The organism is Micrococcus sp. 63XJN7_8_ISO-PGPR-S23-253 (assembly GCF_056173425.1).
On record NZ_CM149673.1, the window covers coordinates 677,897 to 693,757 of the forward strand.

Consider the following 15,861-nt stretch of genomic DNA (forward strand, 5'->3'; position numbering starts at 1 on the left):
GTGCACCCGTCTGTGAGCGAGCCCCTCACCCGACTGCCGGACGGCACCGTCAAGCAGCGCAACCCCTTCACCGGCACCGAGGTCTGGACCGTGCCCGGCCGCGGCCACCGCCCGCTCGGCCTCGTCCGGCCCGCCCCGCAGCCGCTCGACCCCGCCCAGCACGGCCGGCACTGCGCCTTCTGCGAGCACCGCCTGCTGGAGACGCCGCCGGAGAAGTCACGCATCGTCTCCACGAGGGCCGACGACGGCGCCCCGGCCTGGCAGATCCTGCGGCACCCGGCCGCGGAGCGGCTCGGGGAGACGACCCCGGCCTTCCGCCGGGTCCCCAACCTCTTCGAGATCCTCAGCTACGACTACTGGCGTCTCAACCACGGCTACGAACTCCCCCCGGACGCGCGCCGCCGCCGTGACGAATACCTGGCCACCGAGGCCGGCCGCGCCCACGTACGCGCCGTCGTCGCCGCGAAGCTGCGCGCCTCCGGCCGCTCCGCCGAGGAGGCGGCGGCGATGTCCGAGGCGGAGCTGATCGCGGCGTCGGCCGCATTCTTCGGCGGCACGCACGACGTCGTGATCGCCCGGCGGCACTTCGTCGACGACGCCGTGGACGACCACCAGCTGGCCTCCTCGGGCACCCTCACCCCGGACGAGCACCACGCGTTCCTGGCCCTGACCGCCGACGCGATGCGGGACCTCTACGCGACCACGCCCGCCGTGCGGTACGTCTCCGTGTTCCAGAACTGGCTCAAACCCGCCGGCGCCTCCTTCGACCACCTGCACAAGCAGCTCGTGGCCATCGACGAGGTCGGCGCGCAGAACGCCGCCGCCCTGGACCGGCTGCGCGAGGACCCGCAGGTGTTCAACCACGCCGCGCTGGACGTGGCCGTGGCGCACGACCTCGTGATCGCCGCGAACGAGCACGCCGTGATGTTCGCCGGCTTCGGCCACCGGTACCCGACGGTCGAGGTCTACTCCACGAGCCCGGTGGGGCAGCCGTGGCGGCAGTCCGCGGCCGAGCTGCGCGCCGTGTCCGACCTGCTGCACGCCGCCCACGCGGCCACCGGGCCCGACGTCCCCTCCAACGAGGAATGGCACACCCGCCCGCCCGGCGTCGCGTCCCCGATGCCCTGGCGCGTGATGCTCAAGTGGCGCGTCTCCACCCTCGCCGGCTTCGAGGGCGCCACCAAGATCAACGTCAACACGCTCAGCCCGTGGGACGTGCGGGACCGGGTGCTGGCGCGGCTGCGGGAGCTGCGGGCGGCGGGCGCGCTCGCGGACGGGGTGCGGATCGGGGCCGACGCGCGGATCCGGCCGGGCGCCCTGCGGTACGCCGACGGAGCGGCGAGGCTCACCCCTCCGCGCGGTCGGTAGCGTGGGCGTCATGGCCCTCCACCTGCAGCGCTACCGCGAGATCGCCCACGTCATGGCCCGCAACGGCCTCAGGGCCACGGCCGTGCAGGCCGGGCTCTCCCGGTGGCTGCCCCTCGAGGAGGGGGAGCCGCACCTGGGCATCGACGCCGAGGCCCGCCCCGAGCTGTTCGTGCGCACGTTCGAGGAGCTGGGCGTCACCTTCGTGAAGCTCGGGCAGCTGATCTCGGCGCGCCCGGACCTGTTCCCCGAGGCCTACTGCGCGGCGTTCGCCCGCCTCACGGACAGCACGACGGCGGTGCCCTTCGAGGCCGTCGCCCGGACGGTCGAGGAGGACCTCGGCGCCGACGTCGACACCCTGTTCGCCTGGTTCGACCGGGCGCCCCTGGCCACCGCCTCCATCGGTCAGGCCCACCGCGCGCGCCTGCACGACGGGCGCGCCGTCGTCGTGAAGGTCCGCAAGCCCGGTGTGGTGGAGCAGGTCCAGGCGGACCTGGAGATCCTGCGGACGCTGGCGGCCACGTGGTCGCGGGCCTCACGGACCTTCGCCGACCTGGACGTGCCGACCATGGTGGACGAGTTCGACCGCTCCCTGCGCGCCGAGCTCGACTACGTGGTGGAGGCGCGGGCCTGCGAGGAGATCGCCGCCGGCTTCCGGGACACCCCGGGCGTGCGGTTCCCGTGGATCGAGTGGGACCTGACCACCTCGCGCGTGCTGACCATGCAGGAGCTCTCCGGGCTACGCGTGGACGATCTGGCCGGACTCGACGCCGCCGGCATCGACCGGGAGGAGCTGGCGTACCGGGCCGCCGACGTGCTGCTGGCCATGGTGTTCGAGCACGGCGTGTTCCACGCGGACCCGCACGCGGGCAACCTGTTCATCGAGCCGGACGGGACCGTCGGGTTCATCGACTTCGGCTCCGTCGGGCGCATCTCCCCGTCCCTCCGGCGCCGGTTCGCGGGCCTGGCCATGGCGCTGGCCCGGCAGGACACCGACGGGCTGGTGCGGGCCCTGCTGGACATCGCCCCGCCGCGCGGCCCGGTGGACCGCCGTCGGCTCCGGCTGGAGGTGGCCCGGATCATCGGCCGCCTCGAGGGGCGCGAGCTCGAGGACATCCGCGTGGCGCAGCTGGTCTCGGAGATCTTCGCCCTCGTGCGGCGTCACCGGCTGTCCCTGCCGCCCGAGCTCGTGCAGCTGCTGCGGATGCTGATCATCGTGGACGGCATCGGCCGCCGTCTGCACCCCGGCTTCGACTACACCCGCGTGCTCGACCCCTTCGCCCTGCGCCTCGTGGGGGAGCACCTCGACCCCCGGCGGGTGGCGGGCCGGATCGGCCGGGCCACGATCGCGGCGGCCGAGCTCGGCATCGACCTGCCGGAGTACGCCCGCAAGGTGATGGAACGCATCGACGACGGCGGGATCGACGTCACCGTCCGCGCGAGCGAGCTCGAGCCGCTCGTGACGCGCCTCGAGCGGACGGGCGACCGGGTGGTGGCCGCCATGGTGGTGGCCGCGATGATCACCGGCGGCACGAACGTGCTCGTGGCGTACAAGGACCGGCTCGGCCGCTTCGCCGGGCCGGTGGTGGCCGCCGGCGGCGCCGCCCTGACCGGCGGCAGCGCCTATCTGGCCTGGATCAGCCGCCCCCGGCGTCGCCCCCGCTGAGGGCCGTGGGCGGGGTCAGTCGTCGGGATCATGCCCGCACCAGACCGGCCGCGGTGCAGGCCGTCTCGAAGTCGTCGAGGCCGAACGCCTGGATCGGGCTGACGACGCCGGCCTCGCGGGCCCGGCCTGCGGCGAGCTGCCGGGCGCCCCAGGCCATGAGGTCCCCGGTCAACGTGTAGGCGTTGGGGCCGCGCAGGTGCACGTCCGCCACGATGCGGCCGGCCGCGTCGCGCGCGATCGCCCCGACCCGGGAGCCCGTGCGGGCCCGGTCTGCGGCGTCGGGGCCACCCGGGTCGCCGGCCAGGGGCCGCAGCAGGGCCTGCACGCCGCGGGCGACGCCGGGGAGCCACCCCACCGCGCCGAGGGCGGCGGCGCCGATCTGCGTGGGCCGCGCCGGGAACCAGCCGTTGAAGACCTCGACCTCGTCCAGGCCGGGCTGCATCCGCGGCAGGAACAGGGACTCCGTGCCGCCGAACAGCACGCCGCGGCGGTCCTGCCCGTCGACCCGGAAGACGGCCGACCGGCTGGCCGGGCCCGTGGTCGCCAGCCGCCCGCCGCGCCACGTGATCGTCCGCTCGGTGAGGGCGCCCACCATCGTCTGGCGCGTCCCGTGGCTGAGGTCGACGCGCGGGTCCAGCTCGCCGTCGGCGAAGTAGCCGATCTGCAGGGACCGTGCGCGTCCACCGGCCTCCGCCAGCGCGAGCCCGCCCGCGAGCATGCCCGGCGCGTAGTCGAAGCCGAGGGCGGGCAGCAGGGTGGCGCCCGTGCGTCGGGCGGTGGCGTCCAGGTCCGCCTTGAGGTCCTTCACGAAGCCGACCTCACCGGTGGAGTCCACGTAGTGCGCGCCCCGCTCCGCGGCGGCGCGGGCGACCGGTCGGCCGTAGCGTTCGAAGGGGCCGACCGTGGAGACCAGCACATCGCCCTCCGTGACCAGGGCCCTCAGCGAGGCGGGGTCACCGGCGTCGGCGACGGCGACCTTCAGCCCGTCGTGCCGCCTCGCCGCGTGCTGGAGCGAGTCCCGGTTCCGGCCCGCCAGCACGGGCCGTGCGCCCTGGGCCACGAGGGCGTCCACGACGAGGGATCCGGCGTAGCCCGTCGCGCCGAGCACGATGATGCGGGGGGCGTCGGGGTGGTCGAGGTGCAGGGGAGAATCCGTCATGGCCCCACGCTAGGCCGCGCATGCGGAGACCTCACGGGCTCGGCGACGCCGATCCGCGTGGACCCCGTCTCGCGCTCCTGGACCGGCGGACCCGGACACGGCGAGCCTGGTCCGGCATGCGCCTGCAGGGGCAGACTCGGAGGATGACCCGCACCCCGCCCGCCGTCGCCCCGCCCGCCGCCGAGTCCGGCGGCGAGAGCCTGCTGACCGTCCTGATCGCCCTCGGCGTGAACACGGTGATCGCCGTCGTCAAGTCGATCGTGGGCGCGGTCACCGGCTCAGCCGCGATGGTGGCGGAGGCCGCGCACTCCTGGGCCGACGCCGGCAATGAGGTCTTCCTGCTGCTGGCGGAGCGTCGGGCCGGCCGAGCCCCCGACGCGCGGCACCCGCTGGGCTACGGGCGCGCGGCCTACGTGTGGTCGATGGTCGCGGCCTTCGGCCTGTTCGCGGTGGGCTCGGCGGTCTCGGTCTGGCACGGGATCACGGCCTGGTCCGCCCCCGAGGAGGAGGCGGAGTACACGATCGCGTACATCGTGCTCGCCGTCGCGTTCGTGCTCGAGGGCATCTCGTTCCTGAACGCGCACCGGCGCGTCCGCCGCGACGCGGAGCGGCGGCACATCAGCGATGCCACGTTCCTGCGCCAGACCTCGGACCCCACCCTGCGCGCCGTGTGGGTGGAGGACGCCTCGGCCCTGATCGGCCTGGCCATCGCGGCCGCCGCCCTCGCCCTGCACCAGCTCACCGGGGACCCCCGGTGGGACGCCGCCGGCTCGATCCTCGTGGGCGTGCTGCTCGGGGTCGTCGCGATCTTCCTGCTCTCGCGGAACATGGCGTTCCTCGTCGGCGAGGTCGCCGACCCGGTGATCCGGACCCGGGTGCTGCGCTGGCTGCTGGAGCGGCCCGAGGTGCTCTCCGTGAGCTACCTGCACCTCGAGTACGTCGGCCCGGAGAAGCTCTTCGTCGTCGGGGCCGTGGACCTGGCCGGGGACGAGCGGGAGAGCGAGGCCGCGGTCCTGCTCCAGCGCGTGGAGGACGCCCTCCTCGAACACCCGCGCGTGGCCGCCGTCGTGCTCTCCCTGTCCAACCCCGCCCACGCGCCCCTGGCCCCGGAATCGCAGAACACCCGCGTCTGAGCCCGCGCGGCCGGCGGGCGAGCGGCCTCAGTCGAGGCCGGGGCGGCGGCGCGTGCGCTTCACCTCGGAGCGACGGCGTTTGGCCTCCAGGCGGCGCCGCCGGGAGCCGCGCGTCGGCGTCGTGGCCCGCCGCGGCGTCGGCGGGGCCAGGGCCTCGCGCAGCAGCGCCGCGAGCCGCTCGCGGGCGGCCACCCGGTTGCGCCACTGGGCCCGGTGCTCCGCCACGCTGACGGTGAGGACCGTCCCGGCCAGCCGGGGCGCCAGCCGCGCGAGGACGCGGGCGCGCTGGACGTCGTCGAGGGCGGAGGTGGCCGCCAGGTCCAGGCTGAGCTGGACCCGCGAGTCCGCCGTGTTCACGCCCTGACCGCCCGGGCCGGAGGCGTGGGAGAAGCGTTCGACGAGTTCGCCCGCGGGGATGATCAGCCCGCGGGGTGCGCCGGGGCCGGGGGTGACGCGCACGTCGCCGGGGCGGGGCTCAGCCACGGGGGGCCGCCGTCCGTGGTCCGCGCAGGTCCGCGAGTGCGACGAGGAGCGCGAGGGCCATGCACCCGGCCACCAGCGCGAAGGCGGCCATGAACGCCCCGTCCCAGTCGGCACCGGAGGCGACGCCCAGGAACACCCCCACGATCACGGCGGTGCCGACGGCCGTGCCGACGCGCTGGCCGGTCTGCAGGACGCCGCCGGCCGTGCCGGAGTGCCGCGGTGGGACCTCGGCCAGGCTGAGGGTCTGGTTGGGGGAGACCACCATCCCCTGCCCGGCGCCCAGGATGCCCAGGGTGAGCAGCAGCCACCACGGGCTCAGGCCGAACTCCCGGTTGGCCCACGCCACCCCGATGGAGCCCACGACGGCGAGCAGCGCCAGCGCGATGCCGAGGACGACGATCTTCCGGCCCGTGCGCAGCACCACGCGACCGGCCACGGTGGACATCACGCTCGACATGACCGCCGAGGGAAGGCCGATGAGTGCGGCGTGCAGCGCCGGGTAGCCCAGCCCGTTCTGCATGAACATGGCGATCACCACGAACATGCTGGTCGAGCCGGTGAAGTAGATGGCGATCAGCAGGGCGCCGCACGCGAAGCTGCGGGTCTGGAACAGGCGCAGGTCCACCATCGGGGCGCGGCCCCGTCGTGCGTAGCGGGCCTCCCACCGCGTCCAGAGGGCGGCCAGGCCGATGCCGACGGGCACGAGCACGAACCGCCACGGCCCGAGCCCCCGGTCCAGGAACGGGAGCATGACGGCCACGAGGGCGCCGGCCAGCAGGACGACGCCGACCGGGTCCAGGTCCGGACGCCGCGCCCGCTCGGGGACGGTGCGCGGCAGCCACTGGCGGGCCACGATCAGGGCGCCGAGGGCGATGGGCACGTTCACCAGAAAGGTCGCGCGCCAGCCGAGGTCGCCGCCGAGCCACGCGATGAGCCCGCCGCTGAGCAGCGGCCCCACCGCCACGGACACCCCGACGACGGCGCCGAGCGCCCCGAACGCCCGGGCGCGGGAGGCGCCGGAGAACTCGCCCTGGATGAAGCCGGTGACCTGCGGGTTGAGCAGGCCCGCGCCCACGCCCATGACCAAGCGCGCGAGCACGAGCAGGACGCCCGTGGGCGCCAGGCCGGACAGGAGCGCACCGAGCGCGAACACGCCGAGGCCCACCAGGAACAGCCGGCGGCGGCCGAAGAGGTCACCCGCCCGGCCCGCCGGCACGAGCACCATGCCGAACACGAGGGTGTAGCCGGAGATGGCCCACTGCAGCTCCGCGTCGCTGGCGTCCAGGCCCCGCTGCAGGGCGGGCAGGGCCACGTTGATGCTGGACACGGCCAGCAGGGACATGAAGATCGGGATGAGGAGCACCGCGAGGATGCGCTGCTGGTGCGGGGTGAAGACCGAGGACGCGGCGCCGTCGGACGGACGCGGGGCGACGGGCATGCGGTCTCCTTCACAAGGGTGTCTCGGGCGCTCTCCAGGATCGGCCCTCGTCACGCATCGTGCCAGGTCCGAGGGTCCTCGGCCCGGTGCGGCGCACGGAGGCCATGACCGCGACCGTCGCCCTGCCGCCCCGTCGCTCACTTCGCGTCCGCGTACGACCCCACGCTGGAGACGGTGAGCGGGAAGTCCACGGGGGCGGGACCGAACAGCAGGCGGCCGGCGGCGCTCGCGGACTCCGCCACGACCGTCCGCACGGCCTCGGCCTCCGTGGCCGGGCCGTGCAGGACGACCTCGTCGTGGACGAAGAACACGAGTTCCGTGCGCATGCCGGCCGAGCGCAGTCGACGGCGGATCTCGCCCATCCAGCACAGCGCCCACTCGGCTGCGGTGCCCTGCACCACGAAGTTCCGGGTGAAGCGGCCCTGGGAGCGCCGCCGTCGCCGGGCCGCGGACTCGGCGGCCTGGGTGCCGACGTCGGACACGGACTCCTGCCACTTCCGCCCCGGCGCGGGGGACCAGCGGCCCAGCCACGTGGACACCTGGCCGCCGCCCTCGCCGACGGAGGCCGCCCGCTCGAGCAGGCCGATCGCTCGGGGGTAGAGCCGGCGCAGGTGTGGCATGAGGGCCGCGGAGTCGCCCGTCGTCGAGCCGTACATCGCACCCAGCAGGGCGATCTTCGCGCGCCCGCGGTCGGCCAGCGCGGTGCCGGCCGCCCGGCCCTGCTCCGCCACCTCCCGGTACAGGTCGGGCGTGGTCCCGGCACGGGCCAGCGCCTCGTCGGCGGCCATCGCGGCGAGGATGCGCGGCTCCACCTGGGAGGCGTCGGCGACGGTCAGCGTCCACCCGGGGTCTGCGCGGACGGCGTCGCGCACCCCGGCCGGGACCTGCATGGCCCCGCCGCCGTGGGCGGCCCACCGCCCGGTCACCACGCCGCCGACCAGGTAGGCGGCGTGGAACCGGCCGTCGTCGCCGATCCACTGGTCCAGCCAGTGCCAGCCGTTGGCCGTCCACAGCCGGGCCAGGGCCTTGTACTCCAGCAGCGGCGCGAGCAGCGCGGCCCGCGCCTCGCGCTCCGCGCCGCCGGCGTCGATCCAGTGCTTCAGGTCCCACTGCCGCGTGGACTCCACGGCCACGCCCGCCGTCTGCAGCGCCCGCAGCAGGCTCGGCTGCGAGTCGGGGCTCAGCCCGGGGGAGCCCAGGACGTCGGCGATGCGTTCGGCCAGGGCCTGCAGGCGGGCGGGACGCTCGCCCGGTGCAGGCCGGGGGCCGAGCTGCTCGGCGAGGAGCGCCTCGTGCACGCCCCGGTCCCACGGCAGACCCGCCGCCCGGATCTCCGCGGCCACGAGTGCGCCCTGCGACTCCGCCGCCGCGAGCAGCCGCAGCCGGTGGGGGTGGGCCGAGCCCTCGACGGCCGCCCGCTGCGCGGCCAGCTCCGCCGCGAGCACGGTGACGTCCGGAGCGGGGCCGGCCTCGTCCGGCAGGTCGAAGAAGGACTCCTGACCGGCGGGCACCCGCGCCGGGCGCTCGGGTTCCGTCGGGTCGGCGACCTCGAGCTGCGCCACGGGCGTGTAACGCACCCCGCTGCCCGGCGCCGTTGCCGCGTGCCGCAGGATCCGCTGGACGAGGGCCAGGTCCCAGCACCGATCCACCCGCACCCCCGCCACCAGCCAGGCGGCGTACTCCGTCCCGACGTCGGCGAGCACCCAGCGGACCGTGCTCGGGTCCACGCCCAGGCGGGCGGGCAGACCGGCCACGAGCCCGGCCACGGACCCGGCGGCGCAGGATCCCAGGGGAGAGGCGCCGTCGCCTTCCCCGTCCAGGGCCCACCAGGCGCCGGGGCTGCCGACGGAGGCGGGGGCGGGGCCCAGGACGACGAACATGGCCCTCATTCTGCCCCGTGACCCGAGGCGCCGTCTGCCGCAGCCCTGTGCGGCAGACCTCCCGGCACGGCGGCGACCACGGCGGGCGCAGCGGGCACGGTTCCCCCTGATGTCCCGCCGCCTCCTCGGGGGGCGGGGAGAAGGGCTGTGCGACTTGCACGCTCGCTGAGCGGAGAACACACTGTGCGGACGCACCGGCGCGCAGCGGGCCGTCGGGCGCCACCCAGAGAGGACCCACCATGACAGCGACCCGGTCCGGCGGCGCCGCGACGTCTCGCCTCAACGCCAAGGTGGTCGGCATCTCGGTCGCCGCCGCGCTCGGCGGCTTCCTGTTCGGCTTCGACACCTCGGTCATCAACGGTGCCGTGGACGCCCTCGCCGGGGAGTTCGGCCTCGGCGCCGGTCTCACGGGCTTCGCCGTCTCCTCGGCGCTGATCGGCTGCGCACTCGGCGCCTGGTTCGCCGGGCCGATCGCCAACCGCCGCGGCCGCGTGCCCGTGATGGTGATCGCCGCGATCCTGTTCCTGGTCTCCGCCATCGGCTCGGGCCTGGCGTTCGGCGTGGTCGACCTGATCGTCTGGCGCATGGTCGGCGGCCTGGGCGTGGGCGCCGCGTCCGTGATCGCTCCGGCGTACATCGCGGAGGTCAGCCCGGCCCATGTGCGCGGTCGCCTCGGCTCGCTCCAGCAGCTGGCGATCGTCCTCGGCATCTTCGCCGCGCTGCTCACGGACGCGCTCTTCGCGACGATGGCCGGGGGAGCGGCGCAGCCGTTCTGGCTCGGCGTCGACGCCTGGCGCTGGATGTTCCTGGCCGAGGCCGTCCCGGCGGTGCTGTACGGCCTGTTCGCCCTGAAGCTGCCGGAGTCCCCGCGCTACCTGGTCGCCCGCGGTCGTACGGACGAGGCGGCCGAGGTCCTGCACGAGTTCACCGGCGTGGACCGGGTGAACCTGATGATCGAGGACATCCGGCGCTCGCTGGACTCGGAGCGCCGCGAGTCGCTGGCGGACCTGCGCGGACCGTCGGCGGGCCTGCAGCCGATCGTGTGGATCGGCATCCTGCTCTCCGTCTTCCAGCAGGCCGTGGGCATCAACGTGATCTTCTACTACTCCACCACCCTGTGGCGTTCGGTGGGCTTCGGGGAGTCGGACGCCCTCACGGTCACCGTGATCACCTCGGTCACGAACATCGCCGTCACCTTCATCGCGATCGCCCTGGTGGACCGCGTCGGCCGTCGCCCCATGCTGATCGCCGGCTCCGCGGGCATGACGGTCAGCCTCGGCCTGATGGCACTGGCCTTCTCCTTCGCGCAGACCGGCGGCGCCGAGTCCGTGTCTCTGCCTCAGCCGTGGTCCACGGTGGCGCTGGTGGCCGCGAACGCCTTCGTGGTGTTCTTCGGCGCCACCTGGGGTCCGCTGGTCTGGGTGCTGCTGGGCGAGATGTTCCCGAACCGCATCCGCGCCGGCGCGCTCGCCGTGGCCGCCGCCGCGCAGTGGGCGGCGAACTTCACCGTCTCCACCACGTTCCCGTGGTTGGCGGACATCGGCCTGACCCTCGCCTACGGTCTGTACGCGGTCATGGCGGCGCTGTCCCTGGCCTTCGTGGCGGCCTTCGTCCCCGAGACCAAGGGCAAGACGCTCGAGGAGATGAGCGACGTCGTCGTGCGCTCCCCGGGGCAGCGGCGCGCGGTGCGCGCCGAGGCGGAGCGGGGCCTGCGCGGCTGACACCGCCCGTCCCGACGACGGCCCCCTCCCGGAGCTGCAGACAGGGAGGGGGCCGTGGTGTGTGCGGGGCGGGTCAGCCGGCGTCGGCGCCGGTGGCGGCCTCCTCGTCGTCGCGGCGTTCCAGGCCCTCGTCCGCGGAGTCCTCGATGAGACGGTCTCCGGCGATCTTGTCGACGATCATCGCGATGGCGGCGTCGCCGGTCACGTTGGTGGCGGTGCCGAAGGAGTCGATGGCGATGTACGTGGCGACCATGAGCGCGACCTGCGGCTCGGTGAAGCCGAGCATCGAGGACAGCAGGCCCGAGGCCGCCACGATCGCGCCGCCGGGCACGCCGGGCGCCGCGACCATGGTGACGCCCAGCATGAAGATGAAGCCCACGAACACCGGGATGTCGATCGACTGGCCCGAGAGGAACAGCACGGCGATGGAGAACGAGACGATCTTCACCGTGGAGCCGGCCAGGTGGATCGTCGCGCACAGCGGCACGACGAACGAGGCGATCGGCCGGCGCACGCCGAGCAGCAGGGTCTGGCGCAGGGTCACCGGGATGGTCGCCGCCGAGGACGAGGTGCCCAGGGCCGTCGCGTAGGCCGGCAGCATCGTCTTCAGGGCCGTGAACGGGTTGCGGCCCGCGATCGCGCCGGCGACGACGTACTGGACGAGCAGCAGCACCACGGTGAGGCCGAAGACCAGCAGGATCACGCCGAGGAACGTGGTGATGACCTTGAAGACCTCGCCGGCGGCGGTCATGTTCAGGAACACGCCGAAGATGTAGACGGGCAGCAGCGGCACGATCAGGCCCATGACGACCCGCTCGATGATCGATCGCAGCTGGTCGAAGCCTTCGTGCAGGGCACCGCGCGGCAGCGTCGTCAGGCCGATGCCGAGCACGAACGCGAGCAGCAGGGCCGTCATCACGCCGAAGGGCGGGTCCATCTGCACCTCGAACAGCGGGCCGAGCAGCGCGTCCTCGGGGTTGGCCATCGCCTCGAAGGACCCGGGCGTGAGGATCAGCGGGAAGACGAGCAGGCAGACCAGCAGGGCGCCGAAGCCGCCGAACAGGGTGGAGCCGTAGGCGATGCCGCCGGTCAGGGCCAGCAGCTTCCCCGCGCCCCGGCCGATGTCGCCGATCGCGGGGGCGACGAGCGCCAGGATCAGCACCGGGACGATGAAGCCCAGGAAGTTCGAGAACAGCCCGTTGAAGGTGGCGAAGGCCTGCACGAGCCAGGTCGGCGCTACCAGGCCGACGAGGACGCCGGCCACGATCGCGACGAGGATGCGGGGCAGCAGGCCGAAGCGGCGGCGGGGCGCGGCGACGGCGCCCCCGGAGTCGGGGCCGGACGCGTCGAGGGCGTCGGAGTGGGAGCGAGACATGGCCGACACGCTAGCGCAGGCCGTCCTGCCCGTCGCCCGGTCGGCAGGCCATCCGTGGCGGTGCCGGTGACCCCCGTCGTGATGCAGAACACAGGGAGCGCCACCCTCTCGGGTAACGTGCAAGAGCACGCCCGCCCCACCCGGACCGAAGGAGACGACGATGACGGTCCTGCCCCGCCCCGCAGACGCCCGGGCCGCCCAGGGGCGCGCTGCCGGCGTGGAGGCCGCATGAGCGAGTTCCTCGCCTCACGCTGGCCGGACATCCTCTTCCGGGCGTGGCAGCACGGGTGGCTCGTGCTGCAGGCGCTGGCCATCGCCACCGTGCTCGCCATCGCGCTGGCCGTGATCGCCACGCGGATCAAGGCCCTGACCCCGATCGCGAACGCCTTCACGGCCGTCGGGCTGACCCTGCCCTCCTTCGCGCTCATCGGCGTCCTGATCCCCCTGGTGGGCATCGGGACCGTCCCCGCCGTCGTGGTGGTGGTCTTCTATGCCCTGCTGCCCATCCTCCGCAACGCGCTCGTGGGTCTGCGCGGCGTGGACCCGGAGGTGCTGGAGGCCGCCCGGGGGATGGGCATGGGGCCGGTGGCGCTGTTCACCCGGGTGCGTCTCCCGCTGGCCTGGCCCGTGATCCTCACCGGCATCCGGGTCGCGGGTCAGCTCGGCATGGGCGTGGCCGCGGTCGCGGCCTACGTTCTGGGGCCCGGACTGGGCTCGTACATCTTCACGGGGCTGGTCTCCCTGGGCGGCGCCAACGCGTTGAACTACGCCCTCGTGGGCACCCTCGGCATCGTCGTCGTCGCCCTCGTCCTGGACGGGCTGCTCGTGCTGCTCGGCCGGCTCACCGTCTCGAAGGGACTGCGCGCATGAGCACCGACCGTGACGCCGGGGCCGAGATCCGTCTCGAGTCCCTGACGAAGCTCTATCCGGGGCAGGACCGTCCCGCCGTGGACGCCCTGGATCTCATCATCCCCGCGGGGGAGACCGTGGTGTTCGTCGGCCCGTCCGGCTGCGGCAAGACCACCTCGCTGAAGATGATCAACCGCCTCATCGAGCCCACCTCCGGGCGGATCCTGATCGGTGGGGAGGACATCACACGCCGCGACCCCACCCGGCTGCGCCGTCAGATCGGCTACGTCGTGCAGGGTGGCGGGATGATGCCCCACCTGTCCGTCGCCGAGAACGTCGGCCTGGTGCCGCGCCTGCTCAAGTGGGACCGCCGACGCATCGCCGACCGCGTGGACGAGCTGCTCGACCTCGTCGGCCTGGACCCGGCGATCTATCGAGACCGTTTCCCGCGCGAGCTGTCCGGTGGACAGCAGCAGCGCGTCGGCGTGGCCCGGGGCCTCGCGGCGGATCCACCCGTGCTGCTCATGGACGAGCCCTTCGGCGCCGTGGACCCCCTCACCCGCCAGCGCCTGCAGCAGGAGATGCTCGACATCCAGGCCAGGGTGGGCAAGACCATCGTGATGGTCACCCACGACGTGGACGAGGCCGTGCTCCTGGGCGACCGGATCCTGGTGCTCGAACCCGGCGCGCACGTGGCCCAGTACGCCACCCCCGAAGAGGTCCTGGCGCGGCCGGCCACCGAGTTCGTGGCCGACTTCGTGGGGTCGGGGGCGGGGCTCAAGCGGCTGGGGCTGCGGTCGGTCGACTCGCTGCCGCTGCGCCCGATCGCACAGCACCCGACGGGCACGCCGCCGGGCGGGCCCGTGCTCGACGCGGCCACCCCGATCAGCGAGGCCCTCGCCGCGCTGGTCACGGCCCCGACGGAGGAGATCGCCGTGGTCCGTGATGGCACGGTCATCGGTCTGCTCGACTATCCGACACTGCGCGCGCACGCCCGCGCCGGCGACGAGCAGGCTCGGCCATGATCGCCCGGCTGCGTGCGGCCTCCGCCGAGGACCGCCTGCTCCTGATCGGCCTGCCGCTGCTGGTGGCCGCCCTGCTGATCGGGTGGACCGTGTGGGTGCGCGGGGCCGCCCTCGACGACGTCGAGGCCCGGCTGCTGACCTGGCCCACCGTCCTGCGCCTCACCGGCGAGCACCTGGCCCTCGTCGGCGTGTCCACCGTTCTGGTCGTGGCGACGGCCGTCCCGCTCGGCGTGCTGCTGAGCCGCCCCGCCGCCCGGCGGTTCACCCCCGTCGCCATGGGGCTGGCCAACGCCGGCCAGGCCGCTCCCGTGATCGGTGTGATCGTCCTGCTCGCCATGGCGTGGGGGTTCGGCTTCCGGGTCGCCGTCCTGGCCCTGTCCCTCTACGCGTTCCTGCCCGTGCTGGCCAACACCCTGGCCGGGCTGCGGGGCGTCGACCCCACCGTCGTCGAGGCGGCCCGCGGCATGGGCATGTCCCCGCTGCAGACCCTGCTCCGGGTGGAGCTCCCCCTGGCCCTGCCCGTGATCATGGCAGGTCTGCGGACCGCCCTGGTGCTGCTGGTGGGCACCGGGGCGTTCGCGACGTTCATCGACGCCGGCGGCCTCGGCCTGCTCATCCAGACCGGGATCGTCCTGTTCCGTTTCCCGCTGCTCGTCTCGGGGGCGATCCTCGTGGCCGCCCTCGCCCTCATGATCGAGTGGATCGGCCGCCTCGTCGAGACGCTGGCCACCCCGAGGGGGCTCGCATGACCACCCCGCGCGCGACCCTCCCGTCCCGCCGTCGCGGCCGGACCCCCGCGCGTGCCGCGCTCGCCACGCTCGGCCTGGCGGCCTCCCTGGTCCTGTCCGGGTGCGGGCTGAGCACCGCCGGCGGCTACCTGCCCTCGGGCACGCCGGCCGGCGACGTCGCCGGGATCGACCTCGAGGGCGCCCACGTGGCGGTGGGGTCCAAGAACTTCAACGAGGGCGTCGTGCTCGGCAAGATCACCGCGATCCTGCTGCGCTCCGCGGGGGCCGACGTCGAGGATCTGACCAACATGCCGGGTTCGCTCAGTGCGCGCCAGGCCCAGGTGGCCGGCGTCGTGGACGTCGAGTGGGACTACACGGGGACGGCCTGGATCACGTACCTGGGCCACACCGATCCGATCCCGGACGCCCAGGCGCAGTGGGCCGCGGTCCGGGACGAGGACGCGCAGCAGGGCCTGGTGTGGCTGCCGCCGGCCGAACTCGACAACACCTACACCTTCTCCGTGCGCCAGGACCGGGCGGAGGCGCTCGGCGTGGAGACGCTCGCGGACATCAAGGACCTCCCCACCCAGGACCAGTCCTTCTGCGTGAGCGCCGAGTTCGCCGCCCGCAACGACGGGTTCCTGCCCATGCTCGAGGCCTACGGGATCGAACGGCCCACCGGATCCCGGCTGCGCCAGATGGACATCGGGGCGGTGTTCGCCGCGGTGGCGGACGGGTCGTGCACCTTCGGGGAGGCGTACTCCACGGACGGGCGGATCGCCGCACTGGACCTGACGACCCTGCAGGACCCGCTGGGCTTCTTCCCGAAGTACAACGCGGCCCCCATCGTGCGCGAGGAGGTCCTGGCCCAGCACCCCGAGATCGCCGACCTGCTGGCGCCCGTGACCGCACGCCTGGACAACGCGACGGCCGCGCGCCTGAACGCCCGGGTGGACGTCGACGGCGAGGAGCCCACCCAGGTCGCGTGGGACTGGCTCCGCGAGGAGGGCCTGATCACCGACTGACGGTCCGCAGGCGC

The 15,861-nt window shown here is 74.3% G+C and carries 13 protein-coding genes; 8 read left to right on the forward strand and 5 right to left on the reverse strand.

All coding sequences use genetic code 11. The annotated features are described in order from the left end of the window. The gene (locus AC0VX4_RS03265; protein ID WP_227449254.1) at positions 1-1,368 is read left to right on the forward strand and encodes a DUF4921 family protein; all 1,368 of its coding nucleotides are present in this window, start codon (positions 1-3) and stop codon (positions 1,366-1,368) included. Between the two features lie 10 nt (positions 1,369-1,378). After that, positions 1,379-3,031, forward strand: a complete 1,653-nt coding sequence (locus AC0VX4_RS03270) for an ABC1 kinase family protein (RefSeq protein ID WP_136940299.1) — start codon at positions 1,379-1,381, stop codon at positions 3,029-3,031. Between the two features lie 28 nt (positions 3,032-3,059). On the opposite strand, the gene AC0VX4_RS03275 is transcribed toward AC0VX4_RS03270, so the two are convergent. Beyond that, the gene (locus AC0VX4_RS03275) at positions 3,060-4,190 is read right to left on the reverse strand and encodes a saccharopine dehydrogenase family protein (RefSeq protein ID WP_044659981.1); all 1,131 of its coding nucleotides are present in this window, start codon (positions 4,188-4,190) and stop codon (positions 3,060-3,062) included. Between the two features lie 143 nt (positions 4,191-4,333). Here AC0VX4_RS03275 and AC0VX4_RS03280 point away from each other — a divergent pair, with 143 nt between their 5' ends. Then, a complete protein-coding gene (locus tag AC0VX4_RS03280) occupies positions 4,334-5,323 on the forward strand; it encodes a cation diffusion facilitator family transporter (RefSeq protein WP_020626298.1) in 990 nt (329 codons plus the stop codon). A 27-nt stretch (positions 5,324-5,350) separates the two neighbouring features. Here the strand turns inward: AC0VX4_RS03280 and arfB are convergent, their stop codons facing one another. From arfB to AC0VX4_RS03295, 3 genes are all read right to left on the reverse strand, one after another. Then, complete coding sequence (gene arfB, locus AC0VX4_RS03285) at positions 5,351-5,806, reverse strand: alternative ribosome rescue aminoacyl-tRNA hydrolase ArfB (RefSeq protein ID WP_036316421.1); 456 nt, start codon at positions 5,804-5,806, stop codon at positions 5,351-5,353. Next, positions 5,799-7,244 (reverse strand): MFS transporter, encoded by a 1,446-nt coding sequence (locus AC0VX4_RS03290; protein ID WP_136940298.1) that lies wholly within the window; start codon positions 7,242-7,244, stop codon positions 5,799-5,801. The genes arfB and AC0VX4_RS03290 overlap by 8 nt, the downstream gene beginning before the upstream one ends. Before the next feature lie 137 nt (positions 7,245-7,381). Further along, entirely contained in the window at positions 7,382-9,124 is a 1,743-nt protein-coding gene (locus AC0VX4_RS03295) for a bifunctional 3'-5' exonuclease/DNA polymerase (protein WP_136940297.1), read from the reverse strand. Between the two features lie 239 nt (positions 9,125-9,363). On the opposite strand from AC0VX4_RS03295, the gene AC0VX4_RS03300 reads away from it, so the two are divergent. Then, on the forward strand, positions 9,364-10,845 hold the full coding sequence (locus AC0VX4_RS03300) for a sugar porter family MFS transporter (protein WP_136940296.1): 1,482 nt from the start codon (positions 9,364-9,366) through the stop codon (positions 10,843-10,845). A 73-nt stretch (positions 10,846-10,918) separates the two neighbouring features. Here the strand turns inward: AC0VX4_RS03300 and AC0VX4_RS03305 are convergent, their stop codons facing one another. Then, the gene (locus tag AC0VX4_RS03305) at positions 10,919-12,220 is read right to left on the reverse strand and encodes a dicarboxylate/amino acid:cation symporter (protein ID WP_036334394.1); all 1,302 of its coding nucleotides are present in this window, start codon (positions 12,218-12,220) and stop codon (positions 10,919-10,921) included. A 228-nt stretch (positions 12,221-12,448) separates the two neighbouring features. Here AC0VX4_RS03305 and AC0VX4_RS03310 point away from each other — a divergent pair, with 228 nt between their 5' ends. From AC0VX4_RS03310 to AC0VX4_RS03325, 4 genes are read left to right on the forward strand one after another with little or no spacing between them, the layout of a single operon-like run. Further along, the gene (locus AC0VX4_RS03310) at positions 12,449-13,090 is read left to right on the forward strand and encodes an ABC transporter permease (RefSeq protein WP_475464582.1); all 642 of its coding nucleotides are present in this window, start codon (positions 12,449-12,451) and stop codon (positions 13,088-13,090) included. Next, the gene (locus tag AC0VX4_RS03315) at positions 13,087-14,094 is read left to right on the forward strand and encodes an ABC transporter ATP-binding protein (RefSeq protein ID WP_002855195.1); all 1,008 of its coding nucleotides are present in this window, start codon (positions 13,087-13,089) and stop codon (positions 14,092-14,094) included. Before AC0VX4_RS03310 ends, AC0VX4_RS03315 begins: the two co-directional genes overlap by 4 nt. After that, a complete protein-coding gene (locus tag AC0VX4_RS03320; RefSeq protein ID WP_002855193.1) occupies positions 14,091-14,843 on the forward strand; it encodes an ABC transporter permease in 753 nt (250 codons plus the stop codon). The genes AC0VX4_RS03315 and AC0VX4_RS03320 overlap by 4 nt, the downstream gene beginning before the upstream one ends. Further along, a complete protein-coding gene (locus AC0VX4_RS03325) occupies positions 14,840-15,847 on the forward strand; it encodes a glycine betaine ABC transporter substrate-binding protein (RefSeq protein ID WP_136940294.1) in 1,008 nt (335 codons plus the stop codon). Before AC0VX4_RS03320 ends, AC0VX4_RS03325 begins: the two co-directional genes overlap by 4 nt. Positions 15,848-15,861 lie beyond the last annotated feature (14 nt).

Bases quoted from the DNA above. Each gene is read 5' to 3' on its own strand.
- AC0VX4_RS03310 (WP_475464582.1), top strand. From the start codon at position 12,449: ATGAGCGAGTTCCTCGCCTCACGCTGGCCGGACATCCTCTTCCGGGCG.
- AC0VX4_RS03280 (WP_020626298.1), top strand. From the start codon at position 4,334: ATGACCCGCACCCCGCCCGCCGTCGCCCCGCCCGCCGCCGAGTCCGGC.
- AC0VX4_RS03300 (WP_136940296.1), top strand. From the start codon at position 9,364: ATGACAGCGACCCGGTCCGGCGGCGCCGCGACGTCTCGCCTCAACGCC.
- AC0VX4_RS03270 (WP_136940299.1), top strand. From the start codon at position 1,379: ATGGCCCTCCACCTGCAGCGCTACCGCGAGATCGCCCACGTCATGGCC.
- AC0VX4_RS03295 (WP_136940297.1), bottom strand. From the start codon at position 9,124: ATGTTCGTCGTCCTGGGCCCCGCCCCCGCCTCCGTCGGCAGCCCCGGC.
- AC0VX4_RS03320 (WP_002855193.1), top strand. From the start codon at position 14,091: ATGATCGCCCGGCTGCGTGCGGCCTCCGCCGAGGACCGCCTGCTCCTG.
- AC0VX4_RS03275 (WP_044659981.1), bottom strand. From the start codon at position 4,190: ATGACGGATTCTCCCCTGCACCTCGACCACCCCGACGCCCCCCGCATC.
- AC0VX4_RS03315 (WP_002855195.1), top strand. From the start codon at position 13,087: ATGAGCACCGACCGTGACGCCGGGGCCGAGATCCGTCTCGAGTCCCTG.
- AC0VX4_RS03290 (WP_136940298.1), bottom strand. From the start codon at position 7,244: ATGCCCGTCGCCCCGCGTCCGTCCGACGGCGCCGCGTCCTCGGTCTTC.
- AC0VX4_RS03325 (WP_136940294.1), top strand. From the start codon at position 14,840: ATGACCACCCCGCGCGCGACCCTCCCGTCCCGCCGTCGCGGCCGGACC.
- AC0VX4_RS03305 (WP_036334394.1), bottom strand. From the start codon at position 12,220: ATGTCTCGCTCCCACTCCGACGCCCTCGACGCGTCCGGCCCCGACTCC.